The sequence below is a fragment of the Phytobacter sp. RSE-02 genome, from assembly GCF_040578655.1.
Taxonomy (GTDB): domain Bacteria; phylum Pseudomonadota; class Gammaproteobacteria; order Enterobacterales; family Enterobacteriaceae; genus Phytobacter; species Phytobacter diazotrophicus.
Map to the genome: position 1 here is coordinate 1 of NZ_JBEULY010000015.1, position 19,300 is coordinate 19,300.

Annotated in this window: 20 protein-coding genes, 2 tRNA genes and 1 rRNA gene; 16 read left to right on the forward strand and 7 right to left on the reverse strand. The window is 53.0% G+C overall.

Annotated elements, in window-relative coordinates; translation table 11 throughout:
* From rrf to ABU190_RS22555, 3 genes are all read left to right on the forward strand, one after another.
* Positions 1–116: ribosomal RNA gene (gene rrf / locus ABU190_RS22545) — 5S ribosomal RNA — on the forward strand.
* A gap of 55 nt (positions 117–171) precedes the next feature.
* Positions 172–248, forward strand: a tRNA-Asp gene (locus tag ABU190_RS22550).
* 8 nt (positions 249–256) lie between these two features.
* Positions 257–332, forward strand: a tRNA-Trp gene (locus ABU190_RS22555).
* Between the two features lie 94 nt (positions 333–426).
* On the opposite strand, the gene hdfR is transcribed toward ABU190_RS22555, so the two are convergent.
* Positions 427–1,248 (reverse strand): HTH-type transcriptional regulator HdfR, encoded by an 822-nt coding sequence (hdfR, locus tag ABU190_RS22560; protein WP_354692453.1) that lies wholly within the window; start codon positions 1,246–1,248, stop codon positions 427–429.
* A 118-nt stretch (positions 1,249–1,366) separates the two neighbouring features.
* Here hdfR and ABU190_RS22565 point away from each other — a divergent pair, with 118 nt between their 5' ends.
* On the forward strand, positions 1,367–1,705 hold the full coding sequence (locus tag ABU190_RS22565) for a DUF413 domain-containing protein (RefSeq protein WP_039076994.1): 339 nt from the start codon (positions 1,367–1,369) through the stop codon (positions 1,703–1,705).
* Between the two features lie 25 nt (positions 1,706–1,730).
* On the opposite strand, the gene ABU190_RS22570 is transcribed toward ABU190_RS22565, so the two are convergent.
* A complete protein-coding gene (locus tag ABU190_RS22570) occupies positions 1,731–3,257 on the reverse strand; it encodes a YifB family Mg chelatase-like AAA ATPase (protein ID WP_354692454.1) in 1,527 nt (508 codons plus the stop codon).
* 341 nt (positions 3,258–3,598) lie between these two features.
* On the opposite strand from ABU190_RS22570, the gene ilvL reads away from it, so the two are divergent.
* The 8 genes from ilvL to ABU190_RS22610 all read left to right on the forward strand — a co-directional run bounded on the left by ilvL (position 3,599) and on the right by ABU190_RS22610 (position 10,957).
* Positions 3,599–3,697, forward strand: coding sequence for an ilv operon leader peptide (gene ilvL, locus ABU190_RS22575; protein ID WP_032229281.1), 99 nt, complete (start codon positions 3,599–3,601; stop codon positions 3,695–3,697).
* An 86-nt stretch (positions 3,698–3,783) separates the two neighbouring features.
* Entirely contained in the window at positions 3,784–3,834 is a 51-nt protein-coding gene (gene ilvX, locus ABU190_RS22580; RefSeq protein WP_206780280.1) for a peptide IlvX, read from the forward strand.
* 2 nt (positions 3,835–3,836) lie between these two features.
* Complete coding sequence (ilvG, locus tag ABU190_RS22585) at positions 3,837–5,483, forward strand: acetolactate synthase 2 catalytic subunit (protein ID WP_354692455.1); 1,647 nt, start codon at positions 3,837–3,839, stop codon at positions 5,481–5,483.
* Positions 5,480–5,743: an acetolactate synthase 2 small subunit gene (gene ilvM / locus ABU190_RS22590; protein WP_039076997.1), complete on the forward strand. Its 264-nt coding sequence runs from the start codon at positions 5,480–5,482 to the stop codon at positions 5,741–5,743. The genes ilvG and ilvM overlap by 4 nt, the downstream gene beginning before the upstream one ends.
* A gap of 16 nt (positions 5,744–5,759) precedes the next feature.
* Positions 5,760–6,689 carry a branched-chain amino acid transaminase gene (locus ABU190_RS22595; RefSeq protein ID WP_039076998.1) on the forward strand — a complete coding sequence of 310 codons (930 nt, stop codon included), beginning with the start codon at positions 5,760–5,762 and terminating at the stop codon, positions 6,687–6,689.
* Positions 6,690–6,750: 61 nt separating this feature from the next.
* Positions 6,751–8,601: a dihydroxy-acid dehydratase gene (gene ilvD / locus ABU190_RS22600; RefSeq protein WP_071195542.1), complete on the forward strand. Its 1,851-nt coding sequence runs from the start codon at positions 6,751–6,753 to the stop codon at positions 8,599–8,601.
* A gap of 2 nt (positions 8,602–8,603) precedes the next feature.
* Positions 8,604–10,148, forward strand: coding sequence for a threonine ammonia-lyase, biosynthetic (gene ilvA, locus ABU190_RS22605; protein WP_039077000.1), 1,545 nt, complete (start codon positions 8,604–8,606; stop codon positions 10,146–10,148).
* A gap of 104 nt (positions 10,149–10,252) precedes the next feature.
* Positions 10,253–10,957 (forward strand): DUF2461 domain-containing protein, encoded by a 705-nt coding sequence (locus ABU190_RS22610; RefSeq protein WP_354692456.1) that lies wholly within the window; start codon positions 10,253–10,255, stop codon positions 10,955–10,957.
* Positions 10,958–10,991: 34 nt separating this feature from the next.
* Here ABU190_RS22610 and ABU190_RS22615 read toward each other — a convergent pair whose 3' ends face one another.
* A complete protein-coding gene (locus ABU190_RS22615) occupies positions 10,992–11,381 on the reverse strand; it encodes a hypothetical protein (RefSeq protein ID WP_354692483.1) in 390 nt (129 codons plus the stop codon).
* Positions 11,382–11,391: 10 nt separating this feature from the next.
* A complete protein-coding gene (ilvY, locus tag ABU190_RS22620; protein WP_071195544.1) occupies positions 11,392–12,282 on the reverse strand; it encodes an HTH-type transcriptional activator IlvY in 891 nt (296 codons plus the stop codon).
* Positions 12,283–12,434: 152 nt separating this feature from the next.
* On the opposite strand from ilvY, the gene ilvC reads away from it, so the two are divergent.
* The 3 genes from ilvC to ABU190_RS22635 all read left to right on the forward strand — a co-directional run bounded on the left by ilvC (position 12,435) and on the right by ABU190_RS22635 (position 14,913).
* Positions 12,435–13,910 carry a ketol-acid reductoisomerase gene (gene ilvC / locus ABU190_RS22625; protein WP_354692457.1) on the forward strand — a complete coding sequence of 492 codons (1,476 nt, stop codon included), beginning with the start codon at positions 12,435–12,437 and terminating at the stop codon, positions 13,908–13,910.
* A gap of 189 nt (positions 13,911–14,099) precedes the next feature.
* On the forward strand, positions 14,100–14,558 hold the full coding sequence (locus ABU190_RS22630) for an Rrf2 family transcriptional regulator (RefSeq protein WP_354692458.1): 459 nt from the start codon (positions 14,100–14,102) through the stop codon (positions 14,556–14,558).
* Positions 14,536–14,913: a DUF1360 domain-containing protein gene (locus tag ABU190_RS22635; RefSeq protein ID WP_354692459.1), complete on the forward strand. Its 378-nt coding sequence runs from the start codon at positions 14,536–14,538 to the stop codon at positions 14,911–14,913. The genes ABU190_RS22630 and ABU190_RS22635 overlap by 23 nt, the downstream gene beginning before the upstream one ends.
* A gap of 114 nt (positions 14,914–15,027) precedes the next feature.
* Here the strand turns inward: ABU190_RS22635 and ppiC (ABU190_RS22640) are convergent, their stop codons facing one another.
* Together ppiC (ABU190_RS22640) and ppiC (ABU190_RS22645) are read right to left on the reverse strand one after the other, a co-directional pair.
* Positions 15,028–15,309 (reverse strand): peptidylprolyl isomerase PpiC, encoded by a 282-nt coding sequence (gene ppiC / locus ABU190_RS22640; protein ID WP_039077006.1) that lies wholly within the window; start codon positions 15,307–15,309, stop codon positions 15,028–15,030.
* 51 nt (positions 15,310–15,360) lie between these two features.
* Positions 15,361–15,642 carry a peptidylprolyl isomerase PpiC gene (ppiC, locus tag ABU190_RS22645; protein WP_354692460.1) on the reverse strand — a complete coding sequence of 94 codons (282 nt, stop codon included), beginning with the start codon at positions 15,640–15,642 and terminating at the stop codon, positions 15,361–15,363.
* Between the two features lie 111 nt (positions 15,643–15,753).
* Between ppiC (ABU190_RS22645) and rep the strand changes: the two genes are divergently transcribed.
* Complete coding sequence (gene rep / locus ABU190_RS22650; RefSeq protein ID WP_354692461.1) at positions 15,754–17,775, forward strand: DNA helicase Rep; 2,022 nt, start codon at positions 15,754–15,756, stop codon at positions 17,773–17,775.
* Between the two features lie 38 nt (positions 17,776–17,813).
* Here the strand turns inward: rep and gppA are convergent, their stop codons facing one another.
* Positions 17,814–19,298, reverse strand: coding sequence for a guanosine-5'-triphosphate,3'-diphosphate diphosphatase (gene gppA, locus ABU190_RS22655; RefSeq protein WP_354692462.1), 1,485 nt, complete (start codon positions 19,296–19,298; stop codon positions 17,814–17,816).
* Between the last annotated feature and the right edge of the window lie 2 nt (positions 19,299–19,300).

Genomic DNA, 19,300 nt, shown 5'->3' on the forward strand with positions numbered 1-19,300 from the left:
CCTGGCGGCTTTAGCGCGGTGGTCCCACCTGACCCCATGCCGAACTCAGAAGTGAAACGCCGTAGCGCCGATGGTAGTGTGGGGTCTCCCCATGTGAGAGTAGGGAACTGCCAGGCATCAAATTAAGAAGTAAGCCGGTGCATTAATCCGGTGGTTACAGAAGTATTCGGTGGAGCGGTAGTTCAGTCGGTTAGAATACCTGCCTGTCACGCAGGGGGTCGCGGGTTCGAGTCCCGTCCGTTCCGCCACCCTATTTAGGGGCGTAGTTCAATTGGTAGAGCACCGGTCTCCAAAACCGGGTGTTGGGAGTTCGAGTCTCTCCGCCCCTGCCAGAAAAAGAAAAAATCCTTTGCTTAGGCAAAGGATTTTTTTTTGCTTTTTTTCTGACAAAGCAATTGAAACGCATCCATAGCGGATGCGTTGACGTTACTCCATTACCTGTATTTTCAATAGCTCGCGGATCTGGTTTTGCTTATCGCTATTCTGTAACCAGATAGCGTAAAGCGGTCGGGATAACGTCGTGCTATCAGCCACAACATGCAGGCCATTCCTTTGCTGCGCCCAGGATACGGGTAACCACGCACATCCATTTAATAGTGTCAGTTGCTGATGAGCGACCTCAGCAGAACTGGTGGTTAGCGTTGGTACATCGTCGCTGCCAATCAATTCCGACTCATGTTGCTGAAAATCCGGCCCCCATTCCAGGCGTAAATAATTTAGCTGTGACTTCGTTTTTTCGGGCGTCGAGCAATAGAGGCCAAGCGTAAAATGACCTAACAACTGGCTGCTAAATTCGTCCATTTTAGGCGTTTCTGTTGTGATCAGGAGATCAAGCTGACGCTCATGTAACTGTTTGACCAGCGATTGTCGCTGTGCAATTCGTGCTTCAAATTGCAGACTTTCCTCGAGCTGATACAGCCTCCCAAGCCAGTCGCTAAGCATACATTCCCATAGCGATGCACTTGCGCCGATAGAAAATTGATTGTGTCGCGATGTATGAGCAACTTCTTTGCGTGCCGCCTGCCAGGTATTCATCAGCGTTTCGGCATAGGGGAGGAGTTTTTCTCCGGCCGCTGTCAGGCGGATATTGTTGCGATGGCGAGTGAAAAGGTTCACGCCAAGCTGGTTTTCTAACTGACGAATACGAAAGCTCACCGCTGACTGGGTTAAATAGAGTGCTTCAGCTGCACGCCCAAAGTGGCGAGTTCGGCTGACTTCCAGGAAAGTTTTTAGCAATTCCGTATCCACAGGTTTCTCCGCAAAATTATTTGTCGTAATGATTTAAATGTTTTGTTTTACACTCTGTCAAGCGTAACTAATACTCCGCGCCATAAATAGCTCGGCCAAAGAATTAGGAGCGTGCAGGATGGCGGAAAGCTTTACGACGACTAATCGTTTTTTTGATAACAAACATTATCCGCGCGGGTTTTCCCGTCATGGTGATTTCACCATCAAAGAAGCTCAACTGCTTGAGCGTCACGGTTATGCTTTCAACGAGCTGGATCTCGGGAAGCGTGAACCGACCACAGAAGAAGAAATCCGTTTCGTCGCTGTATGTCGCGGCGAGCGCGAACCAGATACCGAAGCAGAACGCGTCTGGTCTAAGTATATGTCACGCATTAAGCGTCCAAAGCGTTTTCATACCCTGTCCGGTGGCAAACCGCAGATGGAAGGGAATGAGGACTACACGGAATCTGACGATTAAAAAAAAGGGGCTACGGCCCCTTTTTTTATCCCAACATTTTCTGCAAATGGATGAGCAGCCTGTCGATGGCACGATAGCTGAATGCTTCCTGTAGATGCTCACGCTGAATACTTTCTGCGCCTTCCAGATCGGCGATGGTTCTTCCTACTTTCAATAAACGTTGCCAGGCTCGTACTGAAAGGCCAAGCCGAACCAGTGTTTCTTCCAGCCACTGTCCATCCGTTTGCGTGAGCACGCAAAAATCCCTCATCTCGCTATTTTCCAGTAGCGCATTGAGCTTCCCTTGCCGTTGGTACTGTCGTTCATGTGCTGCGATAACCCGTGCACGAACGACGCTACTCTTTTCGCTGTCATGTTGGCTATGACTCAGCATACCGGGCGGCAGAAGCGGGATCTCAAGCGATAGGTCGAAGCGGTCAAGAAATGGCCCGGATAAGCGTCCAAGGTAGCGCAGTGTCTGCTCCGGCGTGCTGCGGTTGTGGTTCCCTTGATAATGCCCTGTCGGGCTGGGATTCATAGCGGCAATAAGTTGAAAACGGGCAGGATAAGTTACTTTCGCCCGCGTACGGGAAATATGAATCTGCCCTGACTCGATGGGTTCACGCAACGCGTCCAGCACTCGACGCTCAAATTCGGGAAGTTCATCAAGAAACAACACGCCGTTATGGGCCAGTGAGATTTCTCCTGGCCCCGGGATTGCGCCACCGCCGACCATGGCCGTAAGTGAGGCGCTATGATGCGGTGCGCGAAAAGGTCTCTGTCGCCATTGACGTATCAATCCGGAGGTATTTACCAGACTCAGAATTGCCGCGCTTTCTAATGCCTCCTGGTTGCTCAGGGGTGGCAACAATGCACCAAGCCTGCTGGCGAGCATGGTTTTACCTGTCCCCGGTGGACCGATCAACAATAAGTTATGTCCGCCAGCAGCGGTAATCTCCAGCGCGCGTTTGCCTTGATCCTGGCCGATGATATCGTTTAGGTCGTGTTGCGCTGTATCCTGGTTATCGCTGATAAAATGGGGTGAGGGGGGAGATAACTCATGTTTGCCTTCAAGAAAGGCGCATACAGCCTGCAGATGCTCGGCAATATAACAATCTTGCGTTCCCGTAAGGCTCACCTCGGCCTCGTTCTCTGCCGCGACAATAATGGACCTGCCTGCCTTGATTGCTTCCATGGCACTTGATATTGCCCCGGGAACGCCACGTAACGCCCCTGTAAGGGCCAATTCACCCACGAACTCAAACCGATGAAGTTGGATATTCTGCAATTGCTCAGAAGCCGCGAGAAGCGCAATCGCGATAGGTAAATCATATCGCCCTCCCTCTTTGGGAAGATCCGCCGGCGCCAGGTTGATAGTGATCTTTTTCGCGGGAAATTCGTAGCCACTATTGATGATTGCGCTACGTACACGGTCCCGCGCTTCCTTCACCGTTGTTTCCGGTAAACCGACCATTGTCAGGCCGGGAAGACCGTTGCTGATATGCACCTCAACGGTGATTAACGGTGCACAAACCCCCAGCGCTGCGCGTGTGTAAATAACCGACAACGTCATAACACCTCCTTGTGAAAGGTAAGTATGCGGCGTAAATGGACGTTGGCTTCCTGAAAAAAGGAAGGTTTGCGTACAGGCTTCCACACTTTTTGGACGATTGCGGACGATCTATTTTTTTCTGGAACGCTCCTCGCATATTACAAACTGATGTCCCAAAGCCCTTTTGCCGTTGAAAAAAATGAAATTATTTCATTTAAGTTTTTCTTTATAAAAAACAAAGCTTTTCATTGAGATTGTTTTGCTAAAGAAAAAACGCGTCATAAAAATTTCTTGTGTCATGTCTTATATCTGTGATAACTCTTTAGGCATTCCTTCGAACATGAAGCCAGAAAGTACAGAAAATGACAGCCCTTCTACGAGTGATTAGCCTGATTGTGATTAGCGTGGTGGTGATTATTATCCCACCGTGCGGGGCTGCACTTGGACGAGGAAAGGCTTAAAAATCAAGCCTTAACGAACTAAGACCCCCGCACCGAAAGGTCCGGGGGTTTTTTTATGACCTAAAAACATAAACGAGGAGCAGAGAATGAGTAGTAGCACAAAATTCTGTTTCTCCCGATTTACGGCGGGGAACTAACTATGAATGGCGCACAATGGGTAGTACATGCGATGCGGGCACAGCAGGTTGATACGGTCTTTGGGTATCCGGGTGGCGCAATTATGCCGGTTTACGATGCATTGTATGACGGCGGCGTGGAACACCTGTTGTGCCGGCACGAGCAGGGTGCGGCAATGGCGGCTATCGGTTATGCGCGCTCCACGGGGAAAACCGGTGTTTGTATCGCCACGTCTGGTCCGGGCGCAACCAACCTGATCACGGGGCTGGCGGATGCGCTGCTGGATTCCGTTCCTGTGGTTGCCATCACCGGTCAGGTTGCTGCGCCGTTAATTGGTACCGATGCCTTCCAGGAAGTGGACGTTCTCGGTTTGTCGTTGGCCTGCACTAAACATAGTTTTCTGGTGCAGTCCCTGGAAGAGCTGCCGCGCGTTATTGCCGAAGCTTTCCAGGTGGCAAACTCAGGCCGTCCTGGCCCGGTTCTTGTTGATATCCCTAAAGACATTCAGTTAGCCTCCGGTGATCTGGAACCGCATTTCTCCACCGTCGAAGACGAGTTCTCCTTCCCGCATGAAGAAATGGCACAGGCGTACCAGATGCTGGCTCAGTCCAAAAAACCGATGCTGTATGTTGGCGGCGGTGTAGGCATGGCGCAGGCGGTTCCGGCGCTGCGTACGTTCCTCTCCGCCACCCGGATGCCAGTAACCTGCACACTGAAAGGCCTCGGTGCGGTTGAAGATAGCTATCCATGGTATCTCGGCATGCTGGGGATGCACGGCACCAAAGCCGCAAATCTGGCGGTGCAGGAGTGCGATCTGCTCATCGCCGTGGGCGCACGCTTTGACGATCGTGTAACCGGCAAACTGAACACCTTTGCCCCGCATGCAAAAGTGATTCATATGGATATCGACCCGGCTGAAATGAACAAATTGCGTCAGGCTCATGTCAGCCTGCAAGGCGATTTGAATGCGCTGCTGCCCGCGTTGCAACAGGATTTAGAGATTAACGAATGGCGTCAATTTAATGCCGATATGCGTACAGAGTTCGCCTGGCGTTATGATCATCCAGGTGACGCGATTTACGCACCGTTATTGTTAAAACAACTGTCAGATCGCAAACCTGCCAACAGCGTGGTCACCACCGATGTGGGTCAGCACCAGATGTGGTCCGCTCAGCACATGACTTACACTCGTCCGGAAAATTTCATCACCTCCAGCGGCTTGGGCACAATGGGTTTTGGCCTGCCAGCCGCCGTTGGGGCGCAGGTGGCTCGCCCGAATGATACGGTAATCTGTATCTCCGGTGACGGCTCCTTCATGATGAATGTTCAGGAGCTCGGCACCGTAAAACGCAAGCAGTTACCGCTGAAAATCGTGTTACTGGACAATCAGCGTTTAGGGATGGTTCGCCAGTGGCAGCAGTTATTCTTCAATGAACGTTATAGCGAAACAACGCTTACCGATAACCCCGATTTCCTCGTTCTGGCCAGCGCCTTCGGCATTCCCGGCCAGCACATCACCCGTAAAGACCAGGTTGAAGCGGCACTCGACACCATGCTGTCCTGCGAGGGGCCTTACCTGCTTCATGTCTCAATCGACGAGCTTGAGAATGTCTGGCCGTTGGTACCGCCAGGTGCCAGTAATGCAGAAATGCTGGAGAAATTATCATGATGCAACATCAGGTCGCCGTGCAGGCCCGCTTCAACCCGGAAACGTTAGAACGTGTATTACGTGTGGTGCGCCACCGTGGCTTTCAGGTTTGCTCAATGAACATGGAAGCGGCCACCGACGCGCAGAATATAAATATTGAATTGACCGTTGCCAGTCCGCGCCCCGTCGAATTACTGTTTAGCCAGCTAAGCAAACTGGTCGACGTCGCCCGGGTTGATATCCAGCAATGTACAACATCATCACAACAGATCCGCGCCTGAGCGCAAAGGAATTAAAATGACGACGAAAAAAGCTGATTACATTTGGTTCAATGGCGAGATGGTCCCGTGGGGAGAAGCGAAGGTTCATGTAATGTCCCACGCCCTGCATTACGGTACTTCCGTGTTTGAAGGTATCCGTTGCTATGACTCGCACAAAGGGCCGGTGGTGTTCCGTCATCGTGAACACATGCAGCGTCTGCGTGATTCAGCCAAAATTTACCGCTTCCCGGTTTCTCAAAGTGTTGATGAACTGATGGAAGCCTGCCGTCAGGTGATTCGCAAAAATAACCTGACCAGCGCCTATATTCGTCCGTTGGTGTTTGTCGGTGATGTAGGTATGGGTGTTAACCCGCCGGAAGGTTATACCACTGATGTGATCATCGCAGCTTTCCCCTGGGGGGCATACCTCGGCGCAGAAGCGCTGGAGCAGGGGATTGACGCGATGGTTTCCTCCTGGAACCGCGTTGCACCGAACACCATCCCGACTGCGGCAAAAGCCGGTGGTAACTATCTTTCTTCTCTGCTGGTTGGCAGCGAAGCACGTCGTCACGGTTATCAGGAAGGTATTGCGCTCGACGTGAACGGCTATATTTCAGAAGGCGCGGGTGAAAACCTGTTCGAAGTGAAAGATGGCGTGCTGTTCACTCCGCCGTTTACCTCTTCCGCTCTGCCGGGCATCACCCGCGATGCGATCATCAAACTGGCGAAAGAGCTCGGCATTGAAGTTCGCGAGCAGACCCTGTCCCGCGAATCTCTGTACCTGGCCGATGAAGTATTCATGTCTGGCACCGCAGCAGAAATCACGCCGGTTCGTAGCGTAGATGGTATTCAGGTGGGCGAAGGTCGCTGTGGCCCGGTCACCAAACGTATTCAGCAAGCATTCTTTGGCCTCTTCACCGGTGAAACCGAAGATAAATGGGGCTGGTTGGATCAAGTTAATCAATAAACAAAACGACAGGGCGGCACGCACCGCCCTGTTTTGTAGACAGACTGGGAGTAAATAAAGCATGCCTAAATACCGTTCCGCCACCACCACTCATGGCCGCAATATGGCGGGCGCCCGCGCGCTGTGGCGCGCAACCGGGATGACAGACGCCGATTTCGGTAAGCCGATCATTGCTGTCGTGAACTCGTTTACCCAGTTCGTGCCGGGGCACGTGCACCTGCGCGATCTCGGTAAGCTGGTTGCTGAGCAGATTGAAGCCTCCGGCGGTGTGGCAAAAGAGTTCAACACCATTGCCGTGGATGACGGTATCGCCATGGGTCATGGCGGCATGCTTTATTCACTGCCCTCGCGCGAACTGATCGCGGACTCTGTTGAGTACATGGTGAATGCCCACTGTGCAGATGCCATGGTTTGCATCTCCAACTGTGACAAAATCACCCCAGGGATGCTGATGGCGTCACTGCGCCTCAATATTCCGGTGATCTTCGTCTCCGGTGGCCCAATGGAGGCTGGTAAAACCAAGCTTTCCGACAAAATCATCAAGCTCGATCTGGTTGATGCGATGATTCAGGGCGCGGATCCGAAAGTATCCGACTCGCAAAGCGAGCAGGTTGAACGCTCTGCCTGTCCGACCTGCGGCTCCTGTTCCGGTATGTTTACCGCTAACTCAATGAACTGCCTGACCGAAGCGCTGGGTCTTTCTCAGCCGGGCAATGGCTCGCTGCTGGCGACTCATGCCGATCGTAAAGAGTTATTCCTCACCGCAGGCCAGCGCATCGTTGAACTGACCAAACGCTACTACGAGCAGGATGATGCTTCCGCGCTGCCACGCAATATCGCCAGCAAAGCGGCGTTTGAGAACGCCATGACACTGGATATCGCGATGGGTGGCTCTACCAATACCGTTCTGCACCTGCTGGCGGCAGCGCAAGAAGCCGAAATCGATTTCACCATGAGTGACATCGACAAGTTGTCCCGTAAAGTGCCGCAGTTGTGTAAGGTGGCGCCGAGCACGCAGAAATACCATATGGAAGATGTGCATCGTGCCGGTGGGGTACTGGGGATCCTCGGTGAGCTGGATCGCGCAGGTCTGTTGAACCGCGACGTGAAAAACGTACTCGGTTTGACCCTGCCGCAGACACTGGAGCAGTACGACATCACGGTAACGCAGGACGAGGCGGTGAAAAAAATGTTCCGTGCCGGCCCTGCTGGTATCCGTACGACTCAGGCTTTCTCGCAGGATTGCCGCTGGGATTCGCTGGATGACGATCGCGCTGAGGGTTGTATCCGTTCTCTGGAGCATGCCTACAGCAAAGATGGTGGTCTGGCCGTACTGTACGGTAACTTCGCTGAAAACGGCTGCATCGTAAAAACCGCAGGCGTGGATGACAGCATCCTGAAATTCACCGGCCCGGCAAAAGTCTATGAAAGCCAGGATGATGCGGTAGAAGCGATCCTCGGTGGTAAGGTTGTGGCGGGTGATGTTGTTGTTATCCGTTACGAGGGGCCAAAAGGTGGGCCGGGCATGCAGGAGATGCTGTACCCGACGACTTTCCTTAAATCGATGGGCCTGGGTAAAGCCTGTGCGCTGGTCACTGACGGCCGCTTCTCCGGCGGTACATCTGGCCTCTCCATTGGCCACGTTTCTCCGGAAGCGGCGAGCGGTGGCAATATTGCCATTATTGAAGATGGCGACATGATCGCCATCGACATCCCGAACCGGGGTATTCAACTGCAACTGAGCGATGCCGAAATTGCGGCTCGTCGTGAAGCGCAGGAAGCCCGTGGCGCTCAGGCCTGGACGCCGAAATCTCGCGAACGTCAGGTTTCCTTCGCGTTGCGTGCATATGCCAGCCTCGCCACCAGCGCAGATAAAGGCGCGGTGCGCGATAAATCAAAACTGGGTGGCTAATTATGGCTGATTCACAACCCCTATCCGGCTCCCCTGAGGGGGCCGAGTATCTCAGGGCGGTGCTGCGTGCACCGGTCTATGAAGCGGTGCAGGTTACCCCTCTGCAGAAAATGGAAAAACTCTCTTCGCGCCTCGACAATATTGTGCTGGTGAAGCGTGAAGACCGTCAGCCGGTGCACAGCTTTAAGCTTCGTGGCGCTTACGCCATGATGGCGGGTTTAACCGCCGAGCAGAAAGCCCGTGGCGTGATTACCGCATCGGCAGGCAACCATGCGCAGGGCGTGGCCTACTCTTCTGCCCGACTTGGTGTCAAAGCGTTGATCGTGATGCCGACTGCAACTGCGGAAATCAAAGTGGATGCGGTGCGCGGTTTTGGCGGAGAAGTGCTGTTGCATGGTTCGAACTTCGATGAGGCAAAAGCCAAAGCACTTGAACTCTCTCAGCAACAGGGTTTTACCTGGGTGCCGCCATTTGATCATCCGATGGTGATTGCCGGTCAGGGCACGCTGGCCCTGGAACTGCTGCAACAGGATGCCCACATTGACCGCGTTTTCGTACCCGTCGGCGGCGGCGGTCTGGCGTCTGGGGTAGCCGTACTGATTAAACAACTGATGCCGCAAATCAAAGTCATCGCTGTGGAAGCTGAAGATTCCGCCTGCCTGAAAGCGGCGCTGGATGCCGGGCATCCGGTCGACCTGCCACGAGTGGGTCTGTTTGCCGAAGGGGTTGCCGTTAAACGTATTGGCGATGAGACGTTCCGTCTGTGCCGTGAATATCTTGACGACATCATCACCGTCGACAGCGACGCCATTTGCGCGGCCATGAAAGACCTGTTTGAGGACGTGCGTGCGGTGGCTGAACCCTCTGGCGCCCTGGCGCTGGCAGGGATGAAGAAGTATGTCGCTCAGCACAAGATCCGTGGCGAGCGTCTGGCGCATGTCCTGTCGGGTGCCAACGTGAACTTCCACGGTTTGCGTTACGTTTCTGAACGCTGTGAGCTGGGGGAACAGCGCGAAGCGCTGCTGGCCGTCACCATTCCGGAAGAGAAAGGTAGCTTCCTGAAATTCTGTCAGCTATTGGGCGGCCGTTCCGTCACGGAATTTAACTACCGTTTTGCCGATGCGAAAGATGCCTGTATTTTCGTGGGCGTGCGCTTAAGCCGCGGGCTGGAAGAGCGCAAAGAGATCCTGCAACTGTTGAACGAAGGCGGTTACAGCGTGGTGGACCTTTCCGATGACGAAATGGCGAAGCTGCATGTGCGCTATATGGTCGGTGGTCGTCCCTCGAAACCGCTTACCGAGCGACTTTTCAGCTTCGAGTTCCCGGAATCACCCGGCGCGCTGCTGAAATTCTTGCACACGCTTGGTACTCACTGGAATATCTCGCTGTTCCACTACCGCAGCCACGGTACTGACTACGGTCGTGTGCTGGCGGCGTTCGAACTGGGCGACCATGAGCCGGATTTTGAAACCCGCCTCAATGAGCTTGGCTACGATTGCCATGATGAGACCAACAACCCGGCATTTCGCTTCTTCCTTGCGGGCTAGCGTCAGGCTCTTAAAAAACAAGGCACGATATTTCGTGCCTTGTTTGTCTGGCGAGCACGGCGGCATAATGCAGCAGAACATTTCCGCTAAAACAGGTGAAGCACATGGCAGGACGCTTTCAGGGCTTTGCTCAGGAAGGGCTCGACTTCCTCCAGCAAGTCCGCATCGAAAACGACAAGACCTGGTTTGAAGAGCATCGTTTTATCTATGACCGCAGTATCCTTATTCCTTTTCGTGCGCTGGTGGACGACCTGGCTCCCACAATGCTGGAAATTGATCCGCTGCTGGAAACACGTTCCGCGATTGGTAAGACCTTGTCGCGCATTCATCGCGATACCCGTTTCTCTCACGACAAATCCCTTTATCGCAGCCGGATGTGGCTGACCTTCAAACGCCCGGCAAAGAACTGGACGGACGCGCCGGTTTACTTTTTTGAGATCAGCCCGGACACCCTGCGCTATGGCCTGGGGTATTACAGCGCCAGCAAATCAACGATGGACCTTTTTCGCCATACGTTGAAGCAGCGTCCGGCACAATTTCTGGAGATAGCCGATGAATGCTGCCAGCCGCCGTTTGCGCTGGAGGCTGAGCGTTATAAGCGGCCGCTTGTGAAATATCTCGATCCAGCGATTGCCGACTGGTATCAGTGCAAAACATTCGCGGTGATGGTGACAGATAACGACGTGGAAAAGCTGTTCCACGCCGGGTTGGTGAATCTGCTGGCCGAAGGGTTTCGTCAACTGGAACCGCTGTATCAGTGGCTGATGACTGTGGAAACGATGAAACAAATCGATCCCGATGATTTATAAATACAAGGATAAGTGAGAAGGGGCACCCCTTGTGTCACTTCATCACTGTCCCTCGTACATACTTATCCAGCTTGTCCGATTCATAAAATTTCATGCATTGCGCCAGCACGTTATTGGCGGTCTGAGCATGGTCGGGGTGTAACGACATCGTTAGCTGATCAAAATTTTTCGTCTCTTTAGCGACGAATTTCTGAAATTCGTTCCAGACACCGGCATTGCCTAATGCGTAGCTCTCGACAAGGAATGATGCATCCTGCGAGGGGGCTGATTGCGTGCCTTCTGGCGTTCGGGCCTGGTAATTCGTCACCAGGCACTGTTTCAGCGCCAGATGTTTTACATCCTGTACGGTAACGCCCTTTGGTTTAGCCTGGGCAGTGCAACATGCCGCAATGGCTACGGTTAACAACAGGACCTGGATACGCATCATTTTCTCCTTATTTAGCCTGAACAATTTCCCAGAATGCATTAATCAGAGGCTCATGTAGCCGCTTTTTCGGTGCGCAAACGCCCAGTTCGAAGGGGGTTTTTTCATCGCTGCGCTCCAGAATCATGACACGGTTGCGTACGGGTTCGGGGCTATTTTCCAGCACCACCTCAGGGATGAGCGCCACGCCACAGCCGAGTGCCACCATGGAAACCATCGCTTCATGGCCGCCTACTGTCGCATAAATCGACGGGTTACTGATTTTATGGCGACGAAACCAGAGTTCAATGCGGCGGCGTACGGGACCTTGATCCGCCATGATAAACGGCACCGTAGCCCAGTCAGGGTTATCCACAGAGACCTGGCTGCGAACAGGGCAAGGCAGCGCCGGGGCAATCAACACCACCGCCAGATTCTCCAGCATCGAAAATGCCACTGCGCCAGGCAGTGTTTCCGGTTTACCGGCAATCGCCAGATCGGCTTCCCCTGTCACCACTTTTTCCATCGCATCGGCAGCGTCACCGGTAGTGAGCTTGATTTCTACCGAAGGATGCGCGGCGCGGAAGCGATCGAGAATCGGTGGCAGATGGCTGTAGGCTGCCGTGACCGAGCAGAAGATGTGTAACTCGCCTGACAGTGACGGGCCTTTCTGATCGATGGCGTGGCGCAGTTGCTGATACTGCAATAAAGTTTGATGAGCAAATGCCCGCAACTCTTCACCCGCTTCGGTGAGCGTAACGGTGCGGTTATCGCGAACAAATAGCGCCTGGCCAAGATCTTCTTCCAGACGCTGGATCTGCCTTGAAAGCGTGGAGGGGCTGACGTGCATGGCGCGCGCACTGCGGCCGAAATGGCGGCTCTCCGCCAGATGCAGGAAGGTTTTCAGGTCACGTAAATCCATGAGACAGACTCCACATTTTTACGTTGCATAAATTGCAATGTCACATTGTTAATATATCAATTTAAGCAACACATTTCCTGTTGTAATGTGGGTACATTCTCGCAATACAGCGAACCGAATAACAAAAGCACGACACACGACGAGGAATCACCATGGCTAACTACTTCAATACACTGAATCTGCGCCAGCAGCTGGCGCAACTGGGTAAATGTCGCTTTATGGCGCGCGACGAATTCGCCGATGGCGCAAGCTACCTGCAGGGTAAAAAAGTGGTCATCGTCGGGTGTGGCGCGCAGGGCCTCAACCAGGGGCTGAATATGCGAGACTCCGGTCTGGACATCTCCTATGCACTGCGTGCAGAAGCGATTGCCGAAAAACGCGCTTCCTGGCGTAAAGCGACCGAGAACGGTTTCAAAGTTGGGACTTACGAAGAGCTGATCCCGCAGGCTGACCTGGTGGTTAACCTGACGCCGGACAAGCAGCACTCTGACGTTGTGCGTTCCGTTCAGCCGCTGATGAAAGATGGCGCGGCGCTGGGCTATTCTCACGGTTTCAACATCGTGGAAGTGGGTGAGCAGATCCGTAAAGATATCACCGTTGTGATGGTAGCGCCGAAGTGTCCGGGTACTGAAGTGCGCGAAGAGTACAAACGTGGTTTTGGCGTACCGACTCTGATCGCGGTTCACCCGGAAAACGATCCGAAAGGCGAAGGCATGGCCATCGCTAAAGCCTGGGCTGCGGCCACCGGCGGTCACCGTGCGGGCGTTCTGGAGTCTTCCTTCGTGGCGGAAGTGAAATCCGACCTGATGGGCGAGCAGACCATTCTGTGCGGTATGCTGCAGGCTGGCTCTCTGCTGTGCTTCGACAAGCTGGTGGAAGAAGGTACTGATCCGGCATATGCAGAAAAATTGATTCAGTTCGGCTGGGAAACCATCACCGAAGCGCTGAAACAGGGCGGTATTACGCTGATGATGGACCGTCTGTCCAACCCGGCAAAATTGCGTGCTTACGCGCTGTCCGAACAACTGAAAGAGATTATGGCGCCGCTGTTCCAGAAACATATGGACGACATTATCTCCGGCGAATTCTCTTCCGGCATGATGGCGGACTGGGCGAACGACGATAAGAAACTGCTGACCTGGCGTGAAGAGACCGGTAAAACCGCGTTCGAAACCGCTGCCCAGTTCGACGGTAAAATTGGCGAGCAGGAGTATTTCGATAAAGGCGTTCTGATGATTGCGATGGTGAAAGCGGGCGTTGAGCTGGCCTTCGAAACCATGGTGGCATCGGGCATTATCGAAGAGTCTGCGTACTACGAATCACTGCACGAACTGCCGCTGATCGCGAACACCATCGCCCGTAAGCGTCTGTACGAAATGAACGTGGTTATCTCTGATACCGCAGAATACGGTAACTACCTGTTCTCTTATGCTTGCGTACCGCTGCTGAAAGAGTTCATGACCACCCTGCAGACCGGTGACCTGGGCCAGGCTAGTGCCGAAGGTTCCGTAGACAACGCGCAACTGCGTGACGTTAACGAGGCTATTCAGGCTCATCCGATTGAAGCAGTTGGTAAGAAACTGCGTGGCTATATGACCGATATGAAACGTATCGCTGTTGCGGGCTAACCTGGCGTCGGGGCGCTTTTTGCTGACCTGACCTGCCTCTTCCTCCTGTTTAAAAGCCTGACGAGCGGAAACGCCGTCAGGTTTTTTTACATCTAAAAAATATTCCATATCAACAAGATATGCGTCTCCTGCCATGAGTTTTCACTGGCATGATTGTTATTTAAATTGTTATGTAATATCGTAAGTTACATGAAAATAAATAACTCATTCTCAGCAACGCTACACATCCTGCTTCACATGGAGCAGGCGGATAAACCGATGACATCGGAACAGATGGCTGCTTTTATCGACGGCAACCCGGCATTTATACGTAAGCTTCTTGCCGGGCTGCGGGAAAGCCAGATTGTGTGTGCGACAAAAGGGCATCACGGTGGCTGGCGGTTTTGTCGCCCCGCCAGCGAGGTTACTCTCTACGATATCTATATCGCTTTAGGTTCCCCGGCGCTGTTTGCTTTGGGTAATCGTAGCGAGAATCCCCAGTGTCTGGTTGAACAAGGAGTTAACCGGGTGATGTCATCCACGCTTGCGGATGCGCAGTCGCTGATCCTGGAGCGCTTTAAAAACCTGACGTTGCAGGATGTGGGGGAAGAATTTATCAGTTACTTCAATGAAAAGGGCCATAACCATGATTTCCACAATAATGACTGAGTTGACGACCTGCCTGATGATCGCCCTTGCTGCCAGCAGCATCTCGATGACGGTCACGCAAACAGAATTGTTTGCCGCATTTCGTGAGTGGACCACTACAAAGAACGCAATGATGGGGCACCTTTTCCAGTGCTTTTATTGCCTGAGTCATTGGGTGGTATTTGGCGGGATGCTGGTTTATCGCCCGGCGTTACTGCAAAGTGGCTTTGCGCTGATTGATTGGGTGATGACGGCGTTTATCACCATTACCCTGACGACCTTGATTAATGGCCTGATGTTTAAAGTTTTTCAGGCGGCTGTCAGCACACACGTCATGAAATTCGAAGCGCAAAAGACGCTGCAATCGCAGAAATAAAAAAACCGGCGTCGCTGGCTAATTACGGAGCACGTTGGTGTCCTCACCCCGGCCCTCTCCCACGGGGAGAGGGTGCAAACACTAAACGCCTTCTCCAGGAGAAGGCGTTGTTGTTTATTTCCGGTACAGCACTTTGATGATGTGGTAACCGAACTGGGTGTGCAGCGGACCGGTTGGCTCCAGCTCAGGGCAGGAGAAGACCACTTTATCGAAAGCCGGCACCATCTGACCCTGCTTAAACTCGCCTAAGTGGCCGCCTTTCTTGCCAGAAGGGCAAGTTGAGTGTTTTTTTGCCAGCTTCTCGAAATCGCCGCCATTTTTAAGCTGTTCCAGAAGATCGAGTGCCAGTTTCTCTTCTTTCACCAGAATATGCATTGCTGCCGCTGTTTTTGCCATGATTGCGCCTTGATAAGGTTGGGATAAATCCGGGCGCAATAGTAGCACGCGTTAGCGGCGATACAGCACCTTGATGATGTGATAACCAAACCTGGTTTTAACCGGACCGAAAGGTTGTAACAAGGGGCAACTGAATACGGCCTTATCGAAAGGCCCAACCATTACACCTTGTTTGAATTCACCCAGATCGCCGCCGTTACGTGCCGAAGGGCAGGAGGAATAACGCTTTGCCAGATGGTCGAAACTTGAGCCTTTCTCCAGCTTAGCCATAATTTCCTGCGCCAGTTTTTCGTTTTTCACCAAAATATGCAGCGCAGCCGCTGTCTTCGCCATGTTCGCGTTCCGTAGTTGAGAGAAGTCTCCACACTTTACCATTGGCGGGTAAATCTCTGGCAGGCTTTCTGCTACAATCCTCCCCCCGTTCGAAGATTGAGCAATACCCCCATGCGTTTAAATCCTGGCCAACAACAAGCTGTCGAATTTGTTACCGGTCCCTGCCTGGTGCTGGCAGGTGCTGGCTCGGGTAAAACCCGTGTGATCACCAATAAAATAGCCCACTTAATTCGGGAGTGCGGCTATCAGGCGCGGCATATCGCGGCGGTCACCTTTACTAACAAAGCTGCGCGCGAAATGAAAGAACGTGTGGCGCAGACGCTTGGACGCAAAGAAGCACGTGGTTTGATGATTTCAACATTCCACACGTTGGGTCTGGATATTATTAAGCGGGAGTTTGCCGCGCTGGGGATTAAATCCAATTTCTCCCTCTTTGACGATACCGATCAAGTGGCGCTGCTCAAAGAACTGACCGAAGGGTTGATCGACGATGATAAAGTAGTGCTGCAGCAGCTGATCTCGACGATCTCCAACTGGAAAAACGATCTGCTGACGCCTTCCCAGGCAGCGGCAAAAGCGATGGGCGAAAGGGATCGTATTTTTGCCCACTGCTACGGTCTTTACGATGCACATCTGAAAGCGTGCAATGTCCTCGACTTCGATGATCTGATTCTGTTACCGACACTGTTGCTACAGCGTAATGAAGAGGTGCGCGAGCGCTGGCAGAACAAAATCCGCTATCTGCTGGTGGATGAGTATCAGGACACCAACACCAGCCAATATGAGCTGGTCAGGCTGCTGGTCGGGCAGCGAGCGCGCTTTACCGTTGTGGGCGATGATGACCAGTCCATTTATTCCTGGCGCGGTGCGCGTCCCCAAAACCTTGTGCTGCTGAACGAAGATTTTCCGGCATTGCAGGTGATAAAGCTCGAGCAAAACTACCGCTCATCGGGACGCATTCTGAAAGCCGCAAACATCCTGATTGCGAACAATCCTCATGTGTTTGAAAAACGTCTTTTCTCTGAGCTGGGCTATGGCGCTGAGCTTAAGGTTCTGACGGCGAATAATGAGGAACATGAAGCGGAGCGTGTGACCGGGGAATTGATAGCTCATCACTTTATCAACAAGACGGAATACAAGGATTACGCCATCCTCTATCGCGGCAACCACCAGTCGCGTGTGTTCGAAAAATTCCTGATGCAAAACCGCATCCCGTATCGTATTTCTGGGGGGACATCATTTTTCTCTCGCCCCGAGATCAAGGATCTGTTGGCTTACTTACGCATACTCACTAATCAGGATGATGACAGCGCATTCCTGCGGGTAGTGAATACGCCGAAGCGTGAAATTGGCCCTGCAACGCTGCAAAAGCTGGGGGAGTGGGCCACAACACGCAATAAGAGCTTATTTGCCGCCAGCTTTGATATGGGACTCACGCAGACCCTGACCGGGCGTGGCTACGAATCGCTGACCCGCTTTACCCACTGGCTTGGCGAGATCCAGCGTCTGGCCGAGCGGGAGCCGATCGCCGCCGTGCGCGATCTGATTCATGGTATTGATTATGAATCCTGGCTGTTTGAGACCTCACCCAGCCCGAAAGCCGCTGAAATGCGGATGAAAAATGTCAACACGCTCTTTTCCTGGATGACAGAGATGCTGGAAGGCGATGAGCTTAACGAGCCGATGACGCTTGACCAGGTTGTTACCCGCTTTACTCTGCGTGACATGATGGAGCGCGGTGAAAGCGATGAAGAGTCGGATCAGGTGCAACTGATGACGTTACACGCCTCAAAAGGGCTGGAGTTTCCGTATGTATTTATGGTGGGGATGGAGGAAGGTTTCCTGCCGCACCAAAGCAGTATTGATGAAGATAATATTGATGAAGAACGCCGCCTTGCCTACGTGGGCATTACTCGCGCGCAGAAAGAACTGATCTTCACCTTATGCAAAGAACGCCGTCAGTATGGTGAACTGGTGCGCCCTGAACCGAGTCGCTTCTTGCTGGAATTGCCGCAAGATGATGTGATTTGGGAGCAAGAGCGTAAGGTCATTACGGCAGAAGAAAGGATGCAAAAGGGACAGGCCAGTATCGCCAATATACGGGCGATGATGGCGAAAGCGAAAGAGAAATGATTTTCCCGCCTCTCCCGGTTTGGAGAGGCAGAAACGGTTTATTTCAACTCAAGCGGCCAGTGAACGTAACTTTGCCACTGACTTTCCTGTTCAATGACTTCAGCCCCTAACGGATGACTTGCCAGCCAGCCGTGCGGTAATACCAGGGTCAATGCTTCCCCTTTGGCAGAAATATCAATGTCAGGTAGAAGATCGTCGCGGCGACGGCTGGCAAAAATAATCGCCAGACGTAGTAAGCGGCAAAGGTGTTCCGCCACTCTCGGTGGGACGGCATTTTGCTGATGCAAAGAAGAGAGATCAACCGGGTTAGTCTGGTTTAATAACAGCGTTGCGAGCAGCTTTTTCTGTGCCGGCGTAAACCCAGGTAAATCCAGATTGCGTACCAGCCAGGCGGCGTGCAGCGGCGCCTGTTTAAATTCAATGCTCAGGCCAATTTCATGCAATTCGCTGGCAACTTGCAGAATTTCGATGCTATATGCATCTAAATCCCACTCATGAGCGACCGCGCTGGCAAATTGTGTCGCCAGGGTGGATACGCGTTTCGCCTGGTCGGTGTCGATGATAAAACGGCGCTGGATATTACGCAGCGTGCGACGGCGGATATCTTGATCAACGGTCAGATGCAGCATGCCATAGACCAGCCCTTCACGCAGCGCGCCGCCAGCCAGCGTCATACTCTGGATATTCATTTCGATGAAAATGGCGATGAGAATAGCCAGCCCGCTCGGAAAAACCAGTGCACGTTCCAGCGTGAGGCCTTCAATCTCCAGCTCTTCCAGACGCCCGCACTGGATGGCCCGCTGTTTTAACTGCTGGAGTTTGGGCAGGGTGATACGTTCATCCATCCCCTGGGCCATCATGATTTCCTGCAATGCCTGTACGGTACCGGAAGCACCAACACAGACCTGCCAGCCGTGATGGCGAAGCTCATCAGCAACCGGGCGTAAAACATCGCGCGCGGCTTTTTCCGCAACGTCGAAATTTTCCTGCCCAAGATTACGGTCGGTGAAAAAACGCTCAAGCCAGGTTACACAGCCCATGGACAGGCTGAACAGTGATGTCGCCTGGGCACCAGTTCCGGTAACAAGCTCTGTACTGGCGCCACCAATATCGACAACGAGTCGCTGATCGGAACCGCCTGTTGTATGCGCAACGCCCTGATAAATAAGACGGGCTTCTTCCTCGCCGCTGATGACCTGCACCGGACAGCCGAGGATCTCTTGCGCTCTGCTGATGAACTCACCGGCATTGACTGCCAGACGAAGCGTCGCCGTGGCGACGACACGAATTTGTGCCGGAGGGATATCCTGAAGCCTTTCCGAAAAAAGGCGCAGACACTGCCAGCCGCGCTCCATCGCTTCCTGTGAAAGCACGTTTTCCTGGCTCAAACCCGCTGCCAGGCGAACTTTACGTTTGATGCGGGTAAGCGTCTGGATGCTTCCAGCCACCTCGCGCACAACCAGCATATGAAAACTGTTTGAGCCTAAATCAATAGCCGCATAGAGCGAGGCGGAAGCGAGCATAT